The organism is Syntrophobacterales bacterium (genome assembly GCA_031274925.1).
Lineage (GTDB): Bacteria > Desulfobacterota > Syntrophorhabdia > Syntrophorhabdales > Syntrophorhabdaceae > PNOM01.
The window spans coordinates 26,135-47,454 of record JAISPL010000030.1 but is presented as its reverse complement, the minus strand read 5'-3'; the positions used below and the strand labels follow the sequence as shown (position 1 = coordinate 47,454).

Genomic DNA, 21,320 nt, shown 5'->3' with positions numbered 1-21,320 from the left:
CGCGCTCATCTGGTAGTCGGCACATCCATAGGGAAAGCCATCTGCATAAGTTTAAGTTTTACTATATCAACGCGGCGGCCTCGCGGCTCATAAGGAAGCGTCTATTTTGCGCCCTTCTCACGGAAGTATTTTTCCGTGAGAAGGGCATCTGTTTTACTGCCATCAGCAAAGCAACAACATCAATAGCGCCAACAGGGGTAGCGGGGAGTTTGCCTCGTTCCCCAAAATCGTGTTGGAGCGGCGCCAGACAAGGCGCGTATGCGCACTGTGTCCTCAATATCGGTACAGCAACTAAAAGCATGTTCTATCAAATCCTGCTTTTTGCAGTAATCGAAAGGCCACGAAGGCTATCCATCGTTTTAATGTAACCCCGGTTGTATCTTTCACCTGTTCCCTTTTCTGGCAATAAAGTACATTCGCCTATATGTTTTCAACGGTGGAATAAATTTTTCCCGTTGAATCGCTCTAATTTGCCCACGATCAATCGTCTCACCGGTTTCATTCCAAATACCGATCTACCTTATCGCCCTTTCTGACTGTAAAATATAGCTTTAACCAAAACACCTATCTATTTTTTCTTTGCCTCTATTACTGGATATATTGTCCTGCCGAAAGTCGTGTTCACGACAAGCGCCGCGCCGAGATAGATAGCAAATAGCGCCGATGTAAGCAGGGCAAACGCCGGGACACACGCATAACTATGCGGTAAAACTTTGAGGTCAAGAAGCGTTATGAACGGCAGCGCTACATCAAGTGCAAGCACGACTATGGATAATAAATTGAATGTTTTCAAAAAAGCTGGCGTCCAAAGGTATACGACCAAGGTGAGGGCGAGCCACGTATAGCCATCGACTCGGGAATCAAGCGGCGCGCCGGATGCAATGCCGTTGTATTTGAGAAACATTTCCAAGCCGCTGACAAACATAAAATAAGCGCTAAAAAAAAGGAACGTGTTGCCTCCCGCGTAGTTTCCGCCTTTTAAGTCGAGAAGCGCGACAACAATCTGGATGACGAAACCACCGAGAAGCCAGCAACCAATCAAAGGCATGGCTGATTTCTCGACATAACCGTTTAGCAATGCAAAAAAAGCAAAACAGGCTACTGCAAGGGCCACGAGTCCTGCCGGGGTTGGATTGGCCCACTCCTTGGGGACTGGGGCCGGGGTTTTGTCCATGCTTTCCTCGCGGATGGGTTGGGTTGGCTCTTTCATGCTGTTTTCCTCCGTTTTTTTATTACAAAAGAAAACGCATCCACAGCAACCTCATCAATTGCCATGGGTGCGCACTTTTGCCGCTAGTTATCTATAATCTCAGCACACTCCTATAAACAATCGGCTCTGTAGAGGTAAACGGCCCAAAAACGAAGCGAGAAAGGCTTCGTGGCTAAAAAAACTGCTAATTATGCGGATACGGTCGTTCATTTAAGAATCTCCAAAACTGCTTTCTAAAATATTCGACAGATTACATTATAGTGAGCCACGCTGAGGTTGTCAAGTAGAATCTTTGAAACACGTAATGTTTATTCTACTTTTTCCCGAGTGAAAAACTAAGCCCCTAAGAGGAGCATAATGATAACGCAGCGTAGCAACTGCCTGTAAACTGCAGGTAGCTGCAAATAGCTACGCCAACAAGCACAGGAGATAACCCGATAAACGGGCCCAATGATACCACAGTGCACAGAAAAAAGGGGGGATACTTGAGATAGAAAGAACGAATGCCATTGGAAGGGGTAATTCAAGGCGAAATTACAAGGATGCTGAGACGAGACAAGAGTACAATAGTATCCGGTGGCCTCGACATGATCAACAAAACCTGTACGAACCATTACCGGAAGGAATATATAGCAGAGATGGCCCTGGCATCAAACTGACCACTCAAACAGATCTCACATTCGGTAAAGCGGGAAAATTCGAACATCCGGGGACATTCCTCGGAGATCCTTGTAAATACGTCAAAAAATGGTAGGCACGAGGGGTATTGAACCCCTGACCTCTACCGTGTCAAGGTAGCGCTCTCCCACTGAGCTACGCGCCTACAGACCTCAAACTATAATGGCCCTCAAATCTATAACATCCGGGGGATTTAGTCAAGAGGAAACTAGAAAAAACAATGGCTTCCGGGCCTGTCCTCAAATAACTTTATCGGAGATCAAGCCCGGAATGACAGCAAAATTATTTGTGTACGGTTTTAAGAGTAGTGAACAAGTAAACCTCCTCCGGGTGTCCTTTTTGGTAACGAGACGACACGGTGGCTGTGATCCTCCGCCAGTCTGCGATACTCTACTCGCCTTTTACGCAGTTTCGAAGACTGCGTCGTCTTTAGCGTCGGCGCCCACCTTTACTTTGTCTCCTTCCTTTATTTCGCCCTTCAGTACCCTCAGCGCCAGGGAGTCCTGGATCTTTTTCTGGATGAGCCGTTTTAGCGGACGGGCGCCGTAGACCGGGTCGTAGCCTTCCTTCGCGATCATCGACTTCAACTTGTCCGTGTACGTAAGCTCTACCCCCCTCTCTTCCATCTTCTTCGACAGATATGCGAGCTGCAGGTCCGTAATCCGCCTGATATCGTCCACGGTAAGCGACCTGAAGATTATCATCTCGTCGATCCTGTTCAAGAACTCCGGCTTGAAGTGGAGTGTCACCGCCTCCATGACCCGTCTCTTCATTTCTTCATATTCTTTACCTTCAAGGTCAGTAATCCATTGGCTCCCGATATTCGAGGTCATTATGATGACCGAGTTCTTGAAGTCAACGGTTCTTCCCTGCCCGTCCGTGAGCCTCCCGTCATCCAAGACCTGGAGGAGTACGTCGAATATTTCGGGATGGGCCTTCTCCACCTCATCAAGGAGGATAATGGAGTAAGGTTTCCTCCTCACCGCTTCCGTAAGGTATCCTCCTTCTTCATATCCCACGTAACCGGGCGGAGCGCCAATCAGGCGAGCCACGGAGTGCTTCTCCATAAACTCGCTCATATCTATACGAACAATCGCCTGCTCATCGTCAAAGAGAAACTCGGCCAAGGCTTTCGCAAGCTCTGTTTTGCCAACTCCAGTGGGCCCTAGAAAAAGAAATGAGCCCAAGGGCCTGTTCTGATCTTGAAGTCCTGCCCGTGCCCGTCTTATAGTATTCGCAACCGCTTCCAGCGCCTCATCCTGTCCTATCACTCTGCGGTGTATCCTGTCTTCCATGTTGATAAGCTTTTCCATATCCCCTTCAAGCATCTTGGATACGGGTATGCCAGTCCACTTGGCGACTACCTTTGCGATATCTTCCTCGTCGACCTCCTCCTTCAACATCTTCTTGTCTTTCTGCAGATCCAAAAGCTGCGCATTCTTATCGTCGAGTCCCTTTTCTAAAGTCGGCACCTGCCCATACCGTATCTCGGCTACTTTCTCAAACTCACCCTTGCGCTCAAGCTCGTCGGCCTCTACCCTAGCCCTGTCTATTTTTTCCTTCACGTCAGCAATGCCGGTAATCAGAGCCTTCTCTTTTTCCCAATGACCTCTTTTCCCTGCCGCCTCTGACTGAAGATCAATGAGCTCACCTTTAAGTTTTTCCCTGCGTTCTTTCGAAGCTTCGTCCTTCTCTTTTTTCAACGCCTCTATCTCAATCTGGATCTGTATGATCCGCCGTTCAATCTCATCGATTTCCGTAGGGACGCTGTCGATCTCCATTCTGAGCTTTGACGAAGCTTCGTCCATGAGGTCGATCGCCTTGTCGGGGAGAAACCTGTCCGCGATATAGCGGTGGGAAAGGGTTGCCGCTGCAATGAGCGCCGAGTCTTTGATCCTCACCTTGTGGTGAAGCTCATATCTTTCTTTGAGCCCCCTCAGAATGGCAATGGTCTCTTCAACGGAAGGTTCACCTACTAGCACCGGCTGAAATCTCCTCTCCAAAGCCGCGTCCTTCTCCACATATTTCCTGTATTCGTCGAGCGTCGTGGCGCCGATACAGCGAAGCTCCCCCCTGGCAAGGGCCGGTTTCAACATATTTGAGGCGTCCATGGCTCCTTGGGCGCTTCCCGCGCCGACAAGGGTGTGGAGTTCATCGACGAAGAGAATAATAGCCCCGGCGGCCTCTTCAATCTCTTTAAGAACCGCCTTCAGTCTGTCTTCAAACTCGCCCCTGTATTTTGCACCCGCTAACATCGCACCGAGGTCAAGGGCAAGAACCTTCTTATTTTTCAGCGTCTCCGGCACATCCCCGCCCACGACCCTCTGGGCCAGCCCCTCAACGACGGCCGTCTTGCCCACGCCTGGCTCGCCGATGATTACCGGGTTGTTTTTGGTCCTTCGAGAAAGGACCTGCATGACCCTCCTCACCTCTTCATCTCTGCCGATCACAGGGTCAAGCTTCCCTTTTCTTGCCTCGTCTGTGAGATCTCTTGTATACCTCTGGAGCGCCTGGTATTTATCTTCCGGAGCCTGGTCCGTTACCCGCTGTGAGCCGCGGATGTCTTTGAGGACCGTGTATATCTGATTTTTATTTACGCCATAACGTTTCAATATGGAAAAAGCCGGACCCTCCGGTACCTCAGACACACCAATAAGAAGATGTTCCGTGCTCACATATTCATCTTTGAGCCTTTCCGCCTCCGTGAGGGCTATGTTCAGCATCTGTTTCAATCGTGGAGATATATAGACCTGAGACCCTCCCTCCACGCGGGGGACCCTGCTGAGTTCCTTTTCAAGGTCTGCCATAATTGCATCCGCGCTTGCACCGAGCTTGTCAAGAATCGGCCTTACAATACCTTCTTTCTGGGCAACCAGTGAATAAAGCAGGTGTTCGCCGTCCACCATCTGGTGACTGCAGCTTTCTGCTTTCTTCTGAGCGTCTGCGATAGCCTCTTGTGTTTTAATTGTCAATTTTTCCCAGTTCATTCGTTGCCTCCGTTATCGATTTGCGTCTGCCGACCCGCGGGCGGATTGACCTCGTCCATCAATAGCCTCATCCGTGTATGTGGCGCTTATCCCCCCTCGTTATGGCGGCTAGCGCCGACATGTTAATTGGAATCAGCGCATAATTTAATATAATCACTCCAAAGACAAAATCAACTGTCCGACATCCACAGAAACCCGCAAATACAGCATACGCGGGCATTAGCCACCACCCCCCCCTTGACAAACCGCTGTGCAGTGAAAAGACTAATCTTAGAGGGGGGCATCTTAAGATGCGCTGCAAGAACAAACGATAAGCAGTCTAAATACCGCAAATAAAGGAGGTGCATCATGTTGTGGACTGAGGGATTAGGAACATTTAGAAGAGGACTTGATCCATGTGAGTGTATGGAGAATGAGATAAATCAGGTCTTGTCCAGATTCGCTTCGCCGTCGGTGGGTGAGTTTCCCCTGATGAATGTATGGGAAGGCACGGACGAAACGCTCGTGACGTGCGAAATGCCTGGTATTGACCCCGGAACGATCGAAATATCTGTAGCCGGAAAGAGTTTCAGTCTAAATGGCTCACGGAAGCCCGAGTCTGTGGCGACGGATGAGTCGTATCACAGGGGGGAACGTTGGTACGGCCAGTTCTCACGGGCCGTGGAGTTGCCTTACAATGTCGAAGCCTATAAAGTGAAAGCAGAATTCAGAAAAGGTGTGCTTTATGTAACGCTGCCGAGGGCGGAGGCGGAGAAACCGAAGAAGATAACTATAACGAGCGAGTAAGGAGGACAAGCGTATGATAGGCAGGACAAAAGAGATTCAAAAGAAAGAAGTGGGACAGTCAAACCAGGCCGAGCGCACCAGGGCGGGCAGGAGGATATACAATCCCGATGTCGATATCATAGAAAGGAAAGACCACATCGCGGTCGTGGCCGATATGGCGGGGGTCAACGAAAAAACCGTAGGAATAACCCTTGAGAAAAACATCCTCAGTATCTATGGGAAGGTTGAGGCGGAAATACCTGAAAAAATGAGACTGGCTTATGCGGAATATGGCGTGGGAGACTATCAGAGGGTCTTCACCGTTTCGAGGATATAGACAAGGAACGGATTGAGGCCACGGTCAAGAATGGGGTACTTAAACTGATCATGCCAAAAACCGAAGTACAGAAGACCAGAAAGATAGCGGTCAAGCCTGGAGGCTGAATGGCGTAGATCGTTCATTCCTCCAGGCACATTGCGGAAGAAACGGATTGGCGGGAACACTAAGGTCATGTATTTCACCGCTCCCGTAGCTCAAGGGCCGGTTAAAGCGCCGCCTGGAGCCAAGGGTCTGCTGCCGGTCGCCGTTAGTTCCCGCGAGGGACGAAAGAATGCGTTTTTCTGCTGCAAACCGCAATGAATCAATCAATCCGAAATGGATGAAGGTGAATGTATGACAGCAAAACATTTGCACCTGATATAAGAAAAACCAAAAACCCCGGGGAGATGAAAGTTGCGCAGTATCCATATCCGTTTCTCATACTTTTTAAAGGGCATAAACCGGATGATAGATAAATTCTTCAGTGTTTTCGAGATGGAACCAAGACTGCCTGAGGGCCGCTTCGCCTTTATTCCATCCGTCAGTATACGTGACGCAGGAAGAGAGATCACCGCGTTACACTTCCCAAAACGGACCCGGGTCTTACAGGAGCCAGAAAGATCACGTCGGAGCGCGGTAAAGATTGAGGGGCGAATGGGCGTCGGTTCCTTTCCTTCAGGTTACCGTTTCACCCGGCATTCTCCGGTTTTCATTACTTTGATGAGACCGCCTTCTTCCGAGCTGAAGTTTCCTAAAAAAAACTGTTTAAGAATTCATTAGACCATGCGATAATAAAAACAGGAGAGAAAGTCAAAGATGACTGTAACGGACCATCAAGTAGGAGCGGTCATAAAAACATATCTCAAAAACAAAAGAGATACCATTACCAACGTCATGCCCTCTTCGGACGACAGAGGCTCAGCCGATACGCTTTCAGTGTCTGATGAGGGAAAGAAGATCCTCTTTGAAAGAATGGAGAGACGGATCGCCGAAAAGGCTCATAACGGCATCTCTTCCACATGACGGTCACGAATCCGTTCTAATCCTGCTCTCAAATCCACACTAACCCAAAATGGCTTCTCTTGGAGACAGCAGATTTTGACAAAATTGAATAATATCTCAATAACGTAAGCCAACTCCTCGGCATAAAATCCTTGTCAAGACGAGGTTACTGTTATATTTTATGGCTCTGTTCGCTGCGGGAGCATACCGATCATGCTGGACTGCTCAAGCAACGGCCTCGTGGCCAGGATCATTTTCGGCCAGAATCTGCTCGAAAACAAACAGTGGGGTGCCGACCTCGCAGCGCCTATGCTCGCGTGGGCCATGGGAGGCTCGGGTCTTCTTGCCGCATATCTCACCGGCCTTGTCGGTGCGACCCTGGGAACATTGTCGGCTATGGTCTTCATCATGAGCGCCAACATAACCAACGATATCATCAAGCTGTGGGCCCCGAAAGTGTCGGACAAATCGATGCTCTATCTCGGGTATTTCCTTACAGCCCTCTTTCTTTTCATGTCCTTCTGGTGGACGCCGAAGAGACCGCCTGAACTCCTGTCATCCGTTATGGGCCTCGCGGCCATGGGACTGGGTTATTCTTCTTTATTACCGCTGTATCTTACTACTGGACGAGAGCAACAAAGTGGGAGGCCATCTTACGGGACCGTCACTACGCTCTGCGGAGACTGGGCCGTACTGGACTAAAACCTGCGTTCCTCACGTATGGACACAATGGAGTGGATTCTCGTCGGAAGATTGAGTTATCCTTTATTTCGACATAAGCCTGTACATAAAACCGCCGTCAGGCAAGCTCTTGAACAAACTGTTTCCGGCAAAGAAATAGGACGGGAGTGGCCTTCGGGCCTCTTTTATTTGCAACTAAGGAGAAAAAAACCTTATGACAACATTGATAGCGGCAGTAGTGATCGTGGTTTTTGTCACGATCTTCTCAATCCAGAATGCAGCCCCGGTGGCCATCTCATTCCTCTTCTGGAAGTTCGGAGCATCCCTAGCCGTGGCGATCTTTCTCTCTGCTCTTTGCGGTCTCATCCTGGGAGTGATCGTCACTTACGTAATTATGGAGAAGAAACGCCGTCGGTCGGCGCGTGAAACTTTTAAATAGTTTTCTCCTTCCATTTTCGCAATATCTGGCCCTTCCTCCGGGCAGTTGCCTTGGCGCCAAGGAGCCGGATTGTTTGTGGCGGCTCGGATTTTCATTGACAACCCATAGCGTACGATCCACACTCGTATCAATCTCTAATAAAACCATTCACTCAAAGTAGATAAATCTCCTCAATGGAGGTCCTCCGCAAAACTCCTGTTTCTTTATTTATATAACCGAGCAAATTAAAACCGGGAAATTCCTTGGGCTAAAGGCCGTATCTTTTGCAATTCCCAATCTGGCTCCCTGCTTCTTGATCACCCTTCAGGAAGCTGTAGATAATCTGCACACCTCAATGCCCTGTGGATCGGCCAAGACCATTTCAGTCTTCTTCGTTGATAGTTACCATCGCCATACTTGCGGGAAGTCTTCGCGACAATTAGGCCGCAGGAAGTGGAGGCACAACAATGGAACGGAAGAACGGCACAGCTTCTCAGGTGCTCCGCAACACAACCTCAAGCGCCTTGAGTAACTCCTCGTCGAGGACATTCCTCTTCCTTGCCATGCCCAGGGCCACGAGAGAGAGGGCTCTGTACACTTCTCGCTCCAGACCCATGTCCGCTATCGCCTTCAGATGATCGTGAACAGTCTCCATGTCGCCGCGGATGACGGGACCCGTTAGGGAAGCCAAGGGGCCTGCCCGTTCTATATTGTCAATAGTGGCATTTATGATGGGATAAAAAGGTTCAAGTCCGATGTCCGCTCTGTCCATTACGGACTCTGCACTGTGGAATAGGGCGCACAGAAGATTACAGACAAAGACGGCCGAGAGGTGATAGAATACTTTTCTACTCCCTTCAATAATTACGACCTTGCAACCGATTGATTCGCCTATGCGTGTAAGCGCCTTGATGGCAGAGGCAGCGCCTTCAATAAAAATATAGGTACTCGGAAGGACGCAGATGGCGCTCTCAATGTCAGGAAAGGTTTGGAGCGGATGGAGAGAGCCCAATATTGCCCCTTTTCCATCTAGGGGCGTGAGTACCGAGGACGGACGGGCCCCACTTGTGTGGAAGAACAGTTTGCCATCCACTATGGCCGGACTATCATAAATCTCCTCCGCTACCCTTCCTATCTCCCTGTCCTGCGTCGTCACGGCGATAACGTCAGAGCTGTTCACCGCTTTTGTGTTGTCTACCGTATAGAGAATACCTTTCCCGAGGTATCGCTCCGCCAAGGAGAGCGACTCCCTGCTGACATCGGATATGGCGGAGATATGGAGACCTTTCTTTTTCATCGAATATGCGAGGGCTGTCCCCACTTTACCCGCGCCGATAATCCCTATTTTCATTCGAACACTCCCGCAGGCAACGTAAGTATATTCTTGATTATCTCCAAGCTTTTCCCGACAACCGTATCCGCAAAGCTGAGTTTAACCTCGGGGTCTCCGAGAGGGCCTTTCACATCGTAAGACGCATAGAGGAATCCGCTCTTTTCCTTCTTAAGGATACTACGGATAACCGGGAGTTTATCGATAAACATATCGACGGTCACAAGGGGCGACACCGTAATGTTTCCCGCTACCGTATCTCCCGCAAAATCGAAGTCTCCCACGCCTGTAATCAACATGGACGGGCTGTCTATGAGGAAATTGTCTGTCCTGAAAACGCCTTTTTTTGCCTGAAAGCGGGCGCTCATTTTTGTGTACGCAAGGCCGTCCGCCCTGAGATCAACCTTACCCCTCAAGAGGTCGTAAAAGTTCAGCACGCCGAATATTTTGGAGAGAATCGCCCACCTTCTGATAATCCCGTTTCGGCTGTAAAAAGTCACATTCCCGTCGACGTTTCTCAGCCAGTCTTGAGGCGTTACGCCCCTGGAATTTACGTTCCCCAAGACCGATCCAACGCCTTGCACGATTTGAGAGTTAGGGTCGAAAGCTCTCACTATGTGGTCTGCCGTCACCGTTTTCAGCTTTCCGCTCACATGTAACTGCGGCTCGGTCCCCGAAAGGTCGACTTTTCCATGGAAGTCGGCTTGACCTCCCATGATTCCCGCCTTGAATTCGGAGAAATTGATCTTCCTGTCTTCCAGGGAACTCGCTATTTGAAGATTCTCGCCTGTAATTCCTCCAAGTATGGCCTCATGAGCCCTCAAGGAGGCACTACCTTTCGCGCGGGCGAGAAGACCGTCCCGGTTGAGGGATTTCAGCTTAAATTCAGTCTCCTTCTTGAAATCACCGAGATTGAAAGTCTCCATGTTGAGAGACAGGAAGAAACGAGGTGACTCCAAGCTTTCCAAATGGAAGGCTCCCTGTCTGAGCACGGTGCTTCCGCACCTTAGACTCTCTATATTCACATCAAACACTTCCCCTTTGAAATCAGCCCTGAGCGTAATTTCCGTAAATGGCTTAGCGACCCAAGGAAGCCTGACGACTCCGTTGTTCACATCAATATAGCCTTTTATGTAAGGTATTTCCCTGGTCTTGAGATTGACCTGCCCCATGGACAATTCCATCTCCGCCTTGCCTTTTGCCAGGACATCGGTAACGTAAAAAAGTCTGGCTGCTTTCTCGAAACTGTCGATCTTCATAGCCGCATGGAGGTTCATCTTTCCGTCGGCTCCAATATCTCCAGAGAGGTCGATATCTACCGCTTCGAGATCATATTTGAGTCTCCGGACGAGGACGCCTTTTTCTTCTTTCAAAATATCGATAGCGACGGTATTCTGGATCCCTGCTTCCTTCCTCATTACATCCTTGATCTCGTAGGAGACGTTTCGCAGATCTATGGAGCCCGCAGCCTTGAGGAAATCGTTTTCTGATTCGATTAATATGTCAACGCCGGCTGTCCCTTTAGCCTTGAAAGGCAGAGGCGAAATCCGCTTCACGTGATCGGCGTCAAGGCGGCCTTTAATGCTGACCTTCATGGACTTCTTGCTCCAAGTACCTTTCGCGACTATGTCGGTGCCACCACCGTAAATTTGAAAGGAGTCAAAGGTGACCATATCTTTTGTAAAGCGATAAATACCTTTTGTCGAGAAAGGGAGATTCCTCCAGCGCACTTCGCCGTTCCTCAGGATTCCCACCCCGGACCAGTCAAGGTCTCTTCCGGCTCGTCTTTCAAACGCCATCGTACCTTCCACAATACCCTCTTTCAGGGTCAGGTCAGGGTAATCAAATTTGGAGGCAACATCTCTAAGATCGACGACATATGCTCCTTTTGCCGTGACACGGCCACTCGCAAAGATGAAGGTTGCGGAGATATCCTGAAAGAGACTTTCCTTGAAATGTCCCCTCAGGCCAGAGATATCCACTTTCTTTTCATCAAAGCGGAGAATTCCTCCAATATCGGTAAAAACTGCGTCTTTATATTCCGAACGGACCCCTGTCACTTTAATATCCGCTCTGAACGGGCGGCTCGACGAGTACACAAGCTCTCTGAGTTCCACTGTTCCGCCCCCGACATAATCCCAGACCCGCGAGCCTCCCTTAACAATTCTATCCAGGTTCACATAGTCTTTGATTACCTCAAGATTGAGTTCTCCCGAGGAAAGTCTCACTTCGGAGATGTCAGCCTTCTCAAACCGTACCCTAACGTTGAAAGGTGCATCCTTGAAGCAGACGTCTTTCACAAATACATCAATCTTATCGCCGCCTAAAGTCACGACCACGTTACCCTTCATGACATCGTCAAAACAGTGTTTCTTCAGCTCGTCAATCTTCAATTCATACTTGGCAACCTGAAACGAACCATCCACCGACAACTTGCCTTTGCCTGCCTCAAAGGAACCTTCGCCGTTGACGACACCCGACATCTTATCGGTCCACCGCCCTATATCCATGCCGACTACATTCGCTTTGCCTTTCACTATGGTGGCCCTACCCTTAAGGACCCCGTCTCCCCTGATTTTAAGCACTCCAAAGATTTCGTTGTTTTGTATGTCCATGCGGAAATGGAAAGGTTTTCCTGTTTTTAGATGCTCCACCACAAGCTCCTTGACAGCGAAAGGTTCGGCACCGAAGACAACAATACCGTTCCTTGCCTCAAAAAGGTCCGTGGGGACTATGTAGTACTCTTTCTTTGTACATTTAAAATCAGAGACTTTCAGGTTGAAGCCTGTTATGACGACATGGTTGAAGTGGAGCCCTCTCCGGAGATCAAAGACCAATTTCCAGCTATTGACGCTGCCGTTAACTTTTCCTCTTATGCTGACACCACCCAGGTCCACTGAAACAAGACCATCCTCATAGGCAAGGTCAACTGTCGATATTACAACCTTGCCCCCTGCGATCTTGCTGATAACATAAGAGCTAAGGAAAGGAAGATTCTGTGTGACAAGAATGGCAGCGACGACGACCACCGCAAAGGTCACCAATCCGCAGAGGACCTTTTTCATGACCCAGCCCGCGCAAGAGCAAATACGGTCACCCGTTCCACACCGCCCCCGAGAAGAATGCGCGAGGCCTCACGCACCGTATAACCTGTAGTGAAGAGATCATCTACAAGGAGAATTCTTTTTCCTGCCAACCCATGGATGCTCTTTAATTCAAAGGCGCCCTTTATGTTTCTCTTCCTCTCATCCTTCGACAGGGTAAGCTGGTCTTTTGTCTCTTTCCTTTTTCTGAGCGCGTTGTGAAGGACAGGGCGCGAGATAATTCTAGAAATTTCTTCGCTTATAATGAAAGACTGATTGAAACCCCGCTCTTTCAGTCTCTTCTCCGTGACAGGGATAGGTATGATCGCATCCAGACCTCCAGCGAGAAAGGTTATTTTCTCGTTGATAAGGGAAACAAGAAACTTCCCTACATCCTTCCGGCCTCCAAATTTAAACGCATGAATCGCATCCCGCAATCTACCCTCAAAGTAGAAACCGTAACACCCTTCGTGAAATCCTTTTTTTCCATCGATACATTCGCCGCACACGGTTTTCCTGCCCGTCCATCGCCCACATACGGGGCATGTGAAAGCTTCTTCCACGACTCTAAGAGTTTCGATACATTCCGGACAAAACACGAATCCGCAGATGCCACATCCTGCGCAGCGAAGAGGGTAGAAAATCTCAAACGCGCTTTTCAGCGCTTCAGGCACCGTATTTATCAAACTTCATCGCATGAGCAAGAGCCAAAGACATGAGCTGGGCGCTGTATATTGTGCCAATGCTTCCCCGAGCACAGTTCTTCTCATGGAACACCATACCGTCCCTCTCACCGGTTTTGGTGACGAGGAGCAACGGGACGGGATGCCAACTGTGCCCTTTCATGGGACACGGAGTGGAATGGTCACCTGTAATTACCAAGACCTGTGGATTCAAACTATAGATGTCGGGAATGATCCGGTCGACCGCTTCAATGGCCTTCACTTTTTCAGGGAAATTACCGTCTTCCCCTGCGACATCGGTCTCTTTGATGTGGAGGAAAAAAAACTGGTATGCGTCATAATTTTCTTTGAGTATCCTGACCGCATCCCCGTAGTCTTCAGGCACGGCCTTCGTCTCCATTCCCAAGACCTTCGCAATGCCACGGTACATTGGGTAGCTTGCGATGGCAAGAGCACTCATCTTGTATTTCGATGGGAAGCCGGGGATGACCGGCTTCATGGAAAACCCCCTCAAGAGGACTCCATTCGCCGTCTTTTCTCCTTTTATGGCCTCCATGGCCTTTTCGATAAAACTATTTACAACTTTTGCGGCAAAGGAGGCTGTCTCAATCTTTGGTCTGGAATGGGCAAAAGCTTTGTTATCTTTGTGCGGGTCGGCATCCGTAATGGCGTCGGAAAGGTCCTTACCCCTGAAAATCACCGCAAACCTGTGAGATTCGCCGGGCTTCAAAATGACTTTTACGCCATCCACCTCCGGTATGGCATCCTGTAATATGGCGCAAATACGTCGACACTCTTCGGTCGGGATCCTTCCTGCCCTGCGATCCGTCACTATGCCTTCCTTCACGATGCAGAAGTTAGCTCTCGCCGCGAGATCCCCGTCTTTAAGGTCCATATCAAGACCCAGCACTTCCAAAACCCCCCGTCCGATCTCAGACTTGACAGGGTCGTACCCGAAAAGACTCAGATGTCCAGGGCCGCTGCCGGGTGTAATCCCTACGCCAACAGGCATCATGCGCCCGAGGATTCCAGCTTCCAAGGCTAGATTGTCCATGTTCGGTTTCTGCGCCGCCTCTAGGGGCGTCCGGTAGGAATAAAGCGGGTTCGGGATATCTCCAAGCCCATCCAGTATAAGAAAGATTATCTTCTGTTCATTTGATACGATAAGGTCTTCCATCATAAGCTCTGTCCTTCCATTCCCCAGTCCTCTCTTTCGGAGAGCATCTTTATTTCCGTAGGCTCGGCTAGAACGAAATTCCCTTTCTGGACGCAGATGGTGCTCCAACTCAGGCAACTCTCGCAAAAATCCGTCCATTCCTCCTTCATCGAATGGCAGTTGTTACACGTGAAAGGAATATAGATTTGTTTCATGGGAAAGGCAACCCTAAACTCCTCCACCGCTTTTTCCATCAAGCCACGATGGATATAGCCCTCAGCCATCGCTCTGTGCAATCCCCTAAATTCCTGCCCTTCTTCCAAGAGAATATTCAGCGTATCAAGGGCCTCATCAATCATCTCCAACCGAAGACAGAGCCTGGCGTAAAGAAAAGATGTGAGATAATTTTTCGGGGAAAGGTCAAGGATTCTCCGGTAGATCTTCAAAATCACTCCAGGGTCTCCTCGGTCAATGTAAAGATCTTCCATCTTCAGAAGGAAGATCATATGACCTGTCTTAGCCCATCCCCGGCCATATACTCTGGCAGCCTCGTTCATTTTGTCCATGCTCTTGTATGCATCGGCCAAAAGCACGTAAGCTGGAACAAACCGCTTGTTTTCGTTGATTATTTCCTTCATTTCCCGGGAGACGGCCTCATTGTCGCCATTTCCCTTTTCAAAGAGGGTTTTCGCAATCTCAAACCTGATGCCTATGAGTCTGCGCTTTTCCTCATCGGTCTTTATGAACTTCTGGAGTTTCTTTTCTACTTCAAGGGCCTGATCCCAATTTCTTCTGTGTATATAAAAATCTCTGAGGAGGACGAGCGCTTCAAGGCTTGATTCGTTGAGGGCTATAATCTCCTTAAGTCCCGATTCGACCTTCTGCATATCTTTCATTGCAAGCCGGGCTTTGACGGCCCGGAGCAGGATGGCTTCTTTCTTACCTAGGCGTGCCTGCGCAAGATTAAGGATTTCAACAGCCTTATCATATTCCTTCATGGAGGAATACATGTCCGACAAGACCGTATAAGATTCCTCGACATCGGGAGCCTTTTTCAAGAGACGGCCAAGGCTCTCTATGGCCTTGTCCCTGTCACCTTTAAGATCGTATGTCTTCGCCTTTTCTATAATCTCCTGGTACTCGGACCGCTTCTTCTCCTTCCTTCTTTCTTTCCACCTCACTATGGTATCCTTGATATCGTAAAAAAAACCGATAATGATTGAGACAAGCACACCCAAAGCAAAGGAGATGGCCACAAAGTGGGCGACACTGCCTTCGTAGAATTTGCCGAATCCTACGTAAAGCCTCACATTTTCAGGGTTCAAGCGAGAGGCACCCAGATAAGAAACGAAGAACAGCAAAAAGAGGAAAAAGAACAGCTTATATTTCACTAAATCCCCCGCTTTTCCGCACTTTTTTCTTCCATATGTCTCTTACAGGTAATACAATACCTTGCCACAGGATTTGCTTCAAGCCTTTTCTCGTTAATCTTTTCTTCGCAATCCTCACATATTCCATACGTACCGTGGGCAATTTTATCAAGTGCCCCGTCAATATCCTTCAAAAGATACAGATCGTTATCGCTTATGCTCATGAGGATGTCGGAGGTATATGAATTGCTTGCGGCATCGGCCATATCCTGAATACCGTCCGTTCCCAACGAGTAGGAATCCTCTTTTAGTCTCTTAGCCTTGTTTAAGATTTCCGCACGAGTCTTCAGCAGTATCTTTTTAAAGTACTCAAGCCTTTCGTTCTCCATTGGTCACCTCAAATTGCGTATTTTCTCCCTCTATTCTATGTCTCTTTGCCTCTATCCACAGACTTTCGAGGTCGTAAAGCTCCCTCAACTGTTCCATAAATATATGGACAATCACATTCCGGTAATCAATAATGACCCATCTTCCCTGCTGGTACCCTTCCATTGAATAGGGTCGTATGCCGGCATCCTTCATATTCTTTTCCACATGGTCGGCAATAGCCTTCACGTGCCGGTCGCTCGTTCCGCTCGCCAGCACGAAATAATCGGCAATATCGGTGAGGCCTGCGAGCTCAATTACGGCAACATCAAGTGCTTTCTTTTCATCAGCAAACTTCCCTGTCAATAAGGCCTTTTTCTTTGTATCCACTATGCCCTGTATAACCCCCTTTCGCTTATGAACCTTTCGACCCTTTCGGGCACAAGGTATCTGATGGACTCGTTCCGACTCAGCGCCTCCCGTATCTGCGTGGAAGATATGTCTAGCTGAGTAACCCTTTTCAGGTATATCTTTTTCCCCGTGGTATGGAGGAGCGTGGTATCGTCGATTTTTCTCACCAGTCGTCTCACGGTTTCCGGGAGAATCGCAGAGTCTGAAATGTCCCTGTCTATCGGACGGAGCATGATAACAAAGTCCGCGTGTGAGAAAAGTTCCTCGTAGCGATGCCACGTATCAATCTCCAGAAAGGCGTCGAGCCCCATGATAAAATATAACTCCCCATATCTTTTTTCAAACGTCTCAAGGGTATCTATGGAGTACGAGATCCCACCTCTTCTGATTTCCAGCTCTGAAAGCCTCAGAAATGGGTTGTTTCTTACGGCGATCCTGAGCATTTCCATTCTATGATCCACATCTGAAACCCTCCTCCCCCTCTTATGGGGAGGGATGTAGGCTGGCACAAAGAAAACTTTCTCTATCCCGAAAGATTCCCTAATTTCTTCCGCTGCCCTCATATGCCCTATATGTACGGGATCGAAGGTACCGCCGAATATGCCGATCGCCATTATGTCCTATGTCCTCAACTGTCCATCGCCTAGACCGATAAACTTCGTTACCGTCAGTTCTTCAAGCCCCATGGGTCCGAAGGCATGAAGTTTTGTGGTGCTTATACCCATTTCTGCTCCAAGTCCCAGTTGAAAACCGTCATTTAACCTTGTAGACGCATTAACAAGCACCAGAGAAGAATTCACCTCATGGAGAAACTTCCGTGAGTTACCGTAATCGGATGTGAGAATCGCCTCTGTATGACTTGAGCCGTATTTCCTGATATGAGAAATCGCCTCGTCCATATCTTTTACTACCTTAACGGCAAGAATGAGGTCAAGGTACTCTTCATACCAGTCCTCCTCGGTGGCCACCTCGGCTCCACTCACAATCCAACGCGTTCTTTCACAGCCTTTGATTCTCACGCCATGTTTTGTAAGCAGGTCTGCCATGCCGGGCAGAAAAGCTTCTGCGATTCCTTCGTGGATGAGAAGAGTCTCCATTGCATTGCATGTGGAAGGCTTCTGTATCTTGGCATTGAGGCATACCTTACGGGCCATGTCCAAATCCGCCGTGAGGTCCACGAAGGTATGGCATACGCCTTTGTAATGTTTCAGCACCGGGATGCGGGACTCGGCAACCACGCTCCTAATGAGAGCCTCGCCGCCTCTCGGGATGACAAGGTCGATAAGCTCGTCCACCTTCAGAAGGTCATATATATAAGCTCGGTCCCGAGTCTCGACAAGCTGGGCCACTTCAACAGGTATGGCCGCCTCCTTTAGCGCCTCCTTGATGAGGCGATAAAGGGCCATGTTGGAATGGTGCGCTTCGGAACCGCCTTTCAGGATCACGCAGTTACCACTTTTCAGACAAAGGGAGAAAGCCTCTACGGTGACATTGGGGCGGGATTCGTAGATCACCAGGATCACCCCAATAGGGATCCTCATTCGCCCGACATGGAGCCCATTAGGCCTCTTCCACATTTTCACTATCTCGCCTACAGGGTCGGGCAGGACGGCCACATCCGCGAGGCTTGTCGCCATTTCATTGACTACCTTCCTGTCCACCCTCAGGCGATCGACCATGGCTTTTCCCAAACCTGCCGCTACCGCCTCTTCAATATCTTTTTCATTTTCCTTGAAAAGATACTCTTTTTCCTTTATTATCCTTCCCTTAAGAGCATTAAGAGCCCTCTCTTTTTGCTCCGTAGTAAGATGGGCGCATATGTCGGACGCCCGTTTTGCTGCCCTCGCAAGTTCTTCAGGTCTCATATGATCACCATATTATCTCTGTGTATAACCTCTTCCGCATACTTGTATCCCAATCTCCTCTCTATGTCCGCGCTTTTCAGCCCCTTGATGCGAAGAATGTCCGACGACGCATAGTTGGTGATGCCTTTCGCGATAATGTCACCCAAGGCATTCACCACCTCAATACATTCGCCACGATTGAAGTCGCCCTCCATGTTCGTGATCCCCGAGGGAAGGAGACTCTTCCCGTGGTGCAGTATGGCCAGTTCGGCGCCCTCGTCGACCCGAACTTCCCCCTTGGGCTTGAAAGCAAACGCAGTCCACCACTTGCTTCTCGCAAGTTTCTTTCCAGGTAAGAAAAGGGTCCCGATCTGCTCGCCCCCGACAGTACGGATGATACAATCCTGCACATCTCCGTGCACTATCCTGGTACAGATACCGTAAAAACCGGCTTTCTTGGCCGCCTCAAGTTTGCTTACCATACCTCCGGTGCTCTTTTCGCTCTTCGTTCCCTCGGCGAGCCTTTCAATGTCCGCATCTATCTTGGGCACCACATTGATCATCCTAGCCATAGGATACTTGTTAGGGTCTTTCTCGTAAAGACCTTCCACATCTGAAAGAAGGAGAAGGAGGTCGGCACAGCATAGTTGGGCTATAAGCGCCGAGAGATTGTCATTATCTCCGAATTTTATCTCCTTGAATGAGAGGGCGTCGTTCTCGTTGATTACGGGCACAATGTCCATGGCGAGCAAAGTATTCATAGTATTCATTAGATTTAAACACTTCGTCTTGCTCTTTATATCTTCATGCGTGAGGAGTATCTGGCCTACTTTCATCCACGCCCTTTCGAAGGTCTCCTTGTACATTTTCATGAGGGACACCTGGCCTATGGATGCAAGGGCCTGCTTTTTTTCGATCTCCACAGGCCTTTTCTTCAAGTTAAGGGTCTCCATACCGCACGCAACAGCGCCACTTGATACAATAGCCACCTCAATGCCCTTGTCCTTCAGAACCTTCACCTGTTTGGCAATCTTCTCTATTTTGCCGATGGAGACATGATTTTCCTTGTCCAAGAGGACCGAAGTTCCTATTTTCACCACTATTCTTTTTATGTTTCCAGTCTTTGCATTGTTAGTCATTAGATGACCCTCTGAGTGCCTTTCTCTCTTATGGCGTCTTTCAACATCTCCATGCCCCACCCTTTGAGGGCGCTTACTTTTATTACCTCTTCTCCCATGGAGACAAACAGCGCTTCCCATTTGTCGGTCTCCTCATGGGAAACGAGGTCCGTTTTGTTGAGCACAAGAATCTTCTTCTTGCCAATTATCTCCTCATTGTATGAAGAAAGTTCATGACACAATATTCTATAGTCACTCTCAGGGTCAGGCGACGAAGCGTCGACAACCAGCAATATCATACCGGTTCTCTCGATATGTTTCAAAAAAGTAATACCTAACCCCTTCCCCTGCGAAGCCCCTCCGACAAGGCCTGGGATGTCGGCTATCACGAACATGTCGTTATCCGACCGGCATACGCCGAGGGTGGGAATCAACGTGGTGAACGGGTAGTCGCCTATTTTTGGTTTTGCATCGGTAAGACGGCTGATAAGAGTTGATTTTCCCGCATTAGGTAGTCCGACTATGCCGACATCGGCAAGGAGTTTGAGAACCAAACTGAGGTCCTTCTCTTCGCCCTCTTCTCCATACTCAAACCGGGTCGGCGCTCTGTGCACTGAAGTCGCGAAACTGGCGTTTCCCCTTCCTCCTCTACCGCCTTTCGCTATTATGAAAGATTCACCATCCCTTGTGACATCACATAGAAAGCTTCTTTCTTTTTCATCGTACACCACAGTACCGAGAGGAACTGAAATGTACACATCTCTGCCATCTCTGCCTTTCTTATTCCTGCCACTGCCGTTTTTGCCGTTTTCTGCTCTGTATATGCGTTTGTATCTGAAATCAAGGAGACTCGTGAGGTATGACTTTCCGGTAACGACTACATCCCCCCCCCTTCCACCGTTCCCTCCGTCCGGTCCACCTCTGGGGACATATTTTTCTCTTCTAAAGCTCGCCGAGCCCCGACCGCCATCTCCAGCTTCCACATGAACAAGTGCTTCATCAACAAACTTCATTCAGCAGGATAAACACTCACCCTCTTTCTGTCATCTCCGAAGGAGTCAAATTTTACTACCCCATCAATGAGAGCATAGAGGGTCCAATCCCTTCCAACCCCTACATTGCTTCCGGCATGAATCTTGGTGCCGTGCTGTCTCACTATGATAGCGCCCGCCTTTATAGCCTGGCCGCCGTAAATCTTTACGCCAAGCCTCTGGCCGCTTGAATCTCTTCCGTTCCTTGAGCTTCCGCCCGCTTTCTTATGCGCCATGAAGTGCCTCCACAAAAATCTTTTCTATGAACAATTCGGTGTAGGGTTGACGGTGGCCTATTTTCTTCTTGTAATCTTTTCTTCTCTTGTACTTGAATGTGGTCACCTTTCTCGCCTTGCCATGGGAGAGGATTTTACCTTGCACATGGGCACCCTCGACATAAGGGCTACCAATCAGCGTCTCTGCTTCGTTGTTTACCGCGAGGACTTCCCTTATATCAACTTCTTCCCCTTCTGCATTCGGGAATAGTTCAAGTCTTACTTTCATCCCCTCCGCAATCCGGTACTGCTTTCCTCCGTTTTTGATAATGGCATACATAATACACTCCTTCTGCTAGGTTTAGAAAAAAACTATTTATAGTATACAAATAACATTCAAAAGTCAAGTAATAACTTACGCCACCCTTCCTCCTGGTTGTCTATTCATGTATTCCCTTTACATTTTACATTGATATGAAATGCAGATCCTCTCCTGTTTTGTCTATTGCGACATGCCATGCGCCTCTCTTCAGAGGCAAGCCCTATTCTTAAGGCACAAGTTCCATGACGTTAAAAGGGTATGGCTCTTATGAAAGGATTTCAAGGGCTTCTCCGTAAGAGCCACATCTTTCCTTGAGAGATACCTTGACCAC

General features: G+C 48.9%; 19 protein-coding genes, 1 tRNA gene and 1 pseudogene. 5 read left to right on the top strand and 16 right to left on the bottom strand.

What is annotated here, in order from left to right:
* Positions 1 to 568 precede the first annotated feature (568 nt).
* The 3 genes from LBQ00_05705 to clpB form a co-directional block, all read right to left on the bottom strand.
* Entirely contained in the window at positions 569 to 1,210 is a 642-nt protein-coding gene (locus LBQ00_05705; protein MDR2018348.1) for a hypothetical protein, read from the bottom strand.
* Positions 1,211 to 1,958: 748 nt separating this feature from the next.
* Positions 1,959 to 2,033 (bottom strand) — tRNA-Val (locus LBQ00_05700).
* Between the two features lie 256 nt (positions 2,034 to 2,289).
* Positions 2,290 to 4,875 carry an ATP-dependent chaperone ClpB gene (gene clpB, locus LBQ00_05695; GenBank protein MDR2018347.1) on the bottom strand — a complete coding sequence of 862 codons (2,586 nt, stop codon included), beginning with the start codon at positions 4,873 to 4,875 and terminating at the stop codon, positions 2,290 to 2,292.
* A gap of 348 nt (positions 4,876 to 5,223) precedes the next feature.
* Between clpB and LBQ00_05690 the strand changes: the two genes are divergently transcribed.
* The 5 genes and pseudogenes from LBQ00_05690 to LBQ00_05670 all read left to right on the top strand — a co-directional run bounded on the left by LBQ00_05690 (position 5,224) and on the right by LBQ00_05670 (position 8,081).
* Positions 5,224 to 5,661, top strand: a complete 438-nt coding sequence (locus LBQ00_05690; protein MDR2018346.1) for an Hsp20/alpha crystallin family protein — start codon at positions 5,224 to 5,226, stop codon at positions 5,659 to 5,661.
* A gap of 13 nt (positions 5,662 to 5,674) precedes the next feature.
* Positions 5,675 to 6,084, top strand: a pseudogene (locus tag LBQ00_05685) (Hsp20/alpha crystallin family protein).
* 691 nt (positions 6,085 to 6,775) lie between these two features.
* Positions 6,776 to 6,982: a hypothetical protein gene (locus tag LBQ00_05680; GenBank protein ID MDR2018345.1), complete on the top strand. Its 207-nt coding sequence runs from the start codon at positions 6,776 to 6,778 to the stop codon at positions 6,980 to 6,982.
* Positions 6,983 to 7,174: 192 nt separating this feature from the next.
* The gene (locus LBQ00_05675) at positions 7,175 to 7,663 is read left to right on the top strand and encodes a hypothetical protein (GenBank protein ID MDR2018344.1); all 489 of its coding nucleotides are present in this window, start codon (positions 7,175 to 7,177) and stop codon (positions 7,661 to 7,663) included.
* 193 nt (positions 7,664 to 7,856) lie between these two features.
* A complete protein-coding gene (locus tag LBQ00_05670) occupies positions 7,857 to 8,081 on the top strand; it encodes a LapA family protein (protein MDR2018343.1) in 225 nt (74 codons plus the stop codon).
* 472 nt (positions 8,082 to 8,553) lie between these two features.
* Here LBQ00_05670 and LBQ00_05665 read toward each other — a convergent pair whose 3' ends face one another.
* Genes LBQ00_05665 through rplU form a run of 13 tightly spaced genes read right to left on the bottom strand, consistent with a single transcriptional unit; the run spans position 8,554 to position 21,007 of the window.
* Positions 8,554 to 9,411 (bottom strand): DUF2520 domain-containing protein, encoded by an 858-nt coding sequence (locus LBQ00_05665; protein ID MDR2018342.1) that lies wholly within the window; start codon positions 9,409 to 9,411, stop codon positions 8,554 to 8,556.
* Complete coding sequence (locus tag LBQ00_05660) at positions 9,408 to 12,455, bottom strand: AsmA-like C-terminal region-containing protein (GenBank protein ID MDR2018341.1); 3,048 nt, start codon at positions 12,453 to 12,455, stop codon at positions 9,408 to 9,410. The genes LBQ00_05665 and LBQ00_05660 overlap by 4 nt, the downstream gene beginning before the upstream one ends.
* Positions 12,452 to 13,159, bottom strand: a complete 708-nt coding sequence (locus tag LBQ00_05655; GenBank protein MDR2018340.1) for a ComF family protein — start codon at positions 13,157 to 13,159, stop codon at positions 12,452 to 12,454. The genes LBQ00_05660 and LBQ00_05655 overlap by 4 nt, the downstream gene beginning before the upstream one ends.
* Positions 13,140 to 14,336: a 2,3-bisphosphoglycerate-independent phosphoglycerate mutase gene (locus LBQ00_05650; protein ID MDR2018339.1), complete on the bottom strand. Its 1,197-nt coding sequence runs from the start codon at positions 14,334 to 14,336 to the stop codon at positions 13,140 to 13,142. The genes LBQ00_05655 and LBQ00_05650 overlap by 20 nt, the downstream gene beginning before the upstream one ends.
* Positions 14,333 to 15,703, bottom strand: coding sequence for a tetratricopeptide repeat protein (locus tag LBQ00_05645; protein ID MDR2018338.1), 1,371 nt, complete (start codon positions 15,701 to 15,703; stop codon positions 14,333 to 14,335). The genes LBQ00_05650 and LBQ00_05645 overlap by 4 nt, the downstream gene beginning before the upstream one ends.
* Positions 15,703 to 16,071 carry a TraR/DksA family transcriptional regulator gene (locus tag LBQ00_05640; GenBank protein ID MDR2018337.1) on the bottom strand — a complete coding sequence of 123 codons (369 nt, stop codon included), beginning with the start codon at positions 16,069 to 16,071 and terminating at the stop codon, positions 15,703 to 15,705. Before LBQ00_05640 ends, LBQ00_05645 begins: the two co-directional genes overlap by 1 nt.
* Positions 16,052 to 16,438 (bottom strand): ribosome silencing factor, encoded by a 387-nt coding sequence (rsfS, locus tag LBQ00_05635; protein MDR2018336.1) that lies wholly within the window; start codon positions 16,436 to 16,438, stop codon positions 16,052 to 16,054. The genes LBQ00_05640 and rsfS overlap by 20 nt, the downstream gene beginning before the upstream one ends.
* A complete protein-coding gene (nadD, locus tag LBQ00_05630; GenBank protein MDR2018335.1) occupies positions 16,438 to 17,073 on the bottom strand; it encodes a nicotinate-nucleotide adenylyltransferase in 636 nt (211 codons plus the stop codon). Before nadD ends, rsfS begins: the two co-directional genes overlap by 1 nt.
* A 6-nt stretch (positions 17,074 to 17,079) precedes the next feature.
* Entirely contained in the window at positions 17,080 to 18,324 is a 1,245-nt protein-coding gene (locus tag LBQ00_05625; protein MDR2018334.1) for a glutamate-5-semialdehyde dehydrogenase, read from the bottom strand.
* On the bottom strand, positions 18,321 to 19,442 hold the full coding sequence (gene proB / locus LBQ00_05620) for a glutamate 5-kinase (GenBank protein MDR2018333.1): 1,122 nt from the start codon (positions 19,440 to 19,442) through the stop codon (positions 18,321 to 18,323). Before proB ends, LBQ00_05625 begins: the two co-directional genes overlap by 4 nt.
* Positions 19,442 to 20,434: a GTPase ObgE gene (gene obgE / locus LBQ00_05615; GenBank protein ID MDR2018332.1), complete on the bottom strand. Its 993-nt coding sequence runs from the start codon at positions 20,432 to 20,434 to the stop codon at positions 19,442 to 19,444. The genes proB and obgE overlap by 1 nt, the downstream gene beginning before the upstream one ends.
* Entirely contained in the window at positions 20,431 to 20,688 is a 258-nt protein-coding gene (rpmA, locus tag LBQ00_05610) for a 50S ribosomal protein L27 (protein MDR2018331.1), read from the bottom strand. Before rpmA ends, obgE begins: the two co-directional genes overlap by 4 nt.
* Positions 20,678 to 21,007, bottom strand: a complete 330-nt coding sequence (gene rplU / locus LBQ00_05605) for a 50S ribosomal protein L21 (protein MDR2018330.1) — start codon at positions 21,005 to 21,007, stop codon at positions 20,678 to 20,680. The genes rpmA and rplU overlap by 11 nt, the downstream gene beginning before the upstream one ends.
* Positions 21,008 to 21,320: the final 313 nt, after the last annotated feature.

What these genes read in the sequence shown, in the direction of transcription:
- LBQ00_05705 (MDR2018348.1), bottom strand. Translation starts at nt 1,210, where the DNA reads ATGAAAGAGCCAACCCAACCCATCCGCGAGGAAAGCATGGACAAAACC.
- clpB (MDR2018347.1), bottom strand. Translation starts at nt 4,875, where the DNA reads ATGAACTGGGAAAAATTGACAATTAAAACACAAGAGGCTATCGCAGAC.
- LBQ00_05690 (MDR2018346.1), top strand. Translation starts at nt 5,224, where the DNA reads ATGTTGTGGACTGAGGGATTAGGAACATTTAGAAGAGGACTTGATCCA.
- LBQ00_05680 (MDR2018345.1), top strand. Translation starts at nt 6,776, where the DNA reads ATGACTGTAACGGACCATCAAGTAGGAGCGGTCATAAAAACATATCTC.
- LBQ00_05675 (MDR2018344.1), top strand. Translation starts at nt 7,175, where the DNA reads ATGCTGGACTGCTCAAGCAACGGCCTCGTGGCCAGGATCATTTTCGGC.
- LBQ00_05670 (MDR2018343.1), top strand. Translation starts at nt 7,857, where the DNA reads ATGACAACATTGATAGCGGCAGTAGTGATCGTGGTTTTTGTCACGATC.
- LBQ00_05665 (MDR2018342.1), bottom strand. Translation starts at nt 9,411, where the DNA reads ATGAAAATAGGGATTATCGGCGCGGGTAAAGTGGGGACAGCCCTCGCA.
- LBQ00_05660 (MDR2018341.1), bottom strand. Translation starts at nt 12,455, where the DNA reads ATGAAAAAGGTCCTCTGCGGATTGGTGACCTTTGCGGTGGTCGTCGTC.
- LBQ00_05650 (MDR2018339.1), bottom strand. Translation starts at nt 14,336, where the DNA reads ATGATGGAAGACCTTATCGTATCAAATGAACAGAAGATAATCTTTCTT.
- LBQ00_05640 (MDR2018337.1), bottom strand. Translation starts at nt 16,071, where the DNA reads ATGGAGAACGAAAGGCTTGAGTACTTTAAAAAGATACTGCTGAAGACT.
- nadD (MDR2018335.1), bottom strand. Translation starts at nt 17,073, where the DNA reads ATGGCGATCGGCATATTCGGCGGTACCTTCGATCCCGTACATATAGGG.
- LBQ00_05625 (MDR2018334.1), bottom strand. Translation starts at nt 18,324, where the DNA reads ATGAGACCTGAAGAACTTGCGAGGGCAGCAAAACGGGCGTCCGACATA.
- proB (MDR2018333.1), bottom strand. Translation starts at nt 19,442, where the DNA reads ATGACTAACAATGCAAAGACTGGAAACATAAAAAGAATAGTGGTGAAA.
- obgE (MDR2018332.1), bottom strand. Translation starts at nt 20,434, where the DNA reads ATGAAGTTTGTTGATGAAGCACTTGTTCATGTGGAAGCTGGAGATGGC.
- rpmA (MDR2018331.1), bottom strand. Translation starts at nt 20,688, where the DNA reads ATGGCGCATAAGAAAGCGGGCGGAAGCTCAAGGAACGGAAGAGATTCA.
- rplU (MDR2018330.1), bottom strand. Translation starts at nt 21,007, where the DNA reads ATGTATGCCATTATCAAAAACGGAGGAAAGCAGTACCGGATTGCGGAG.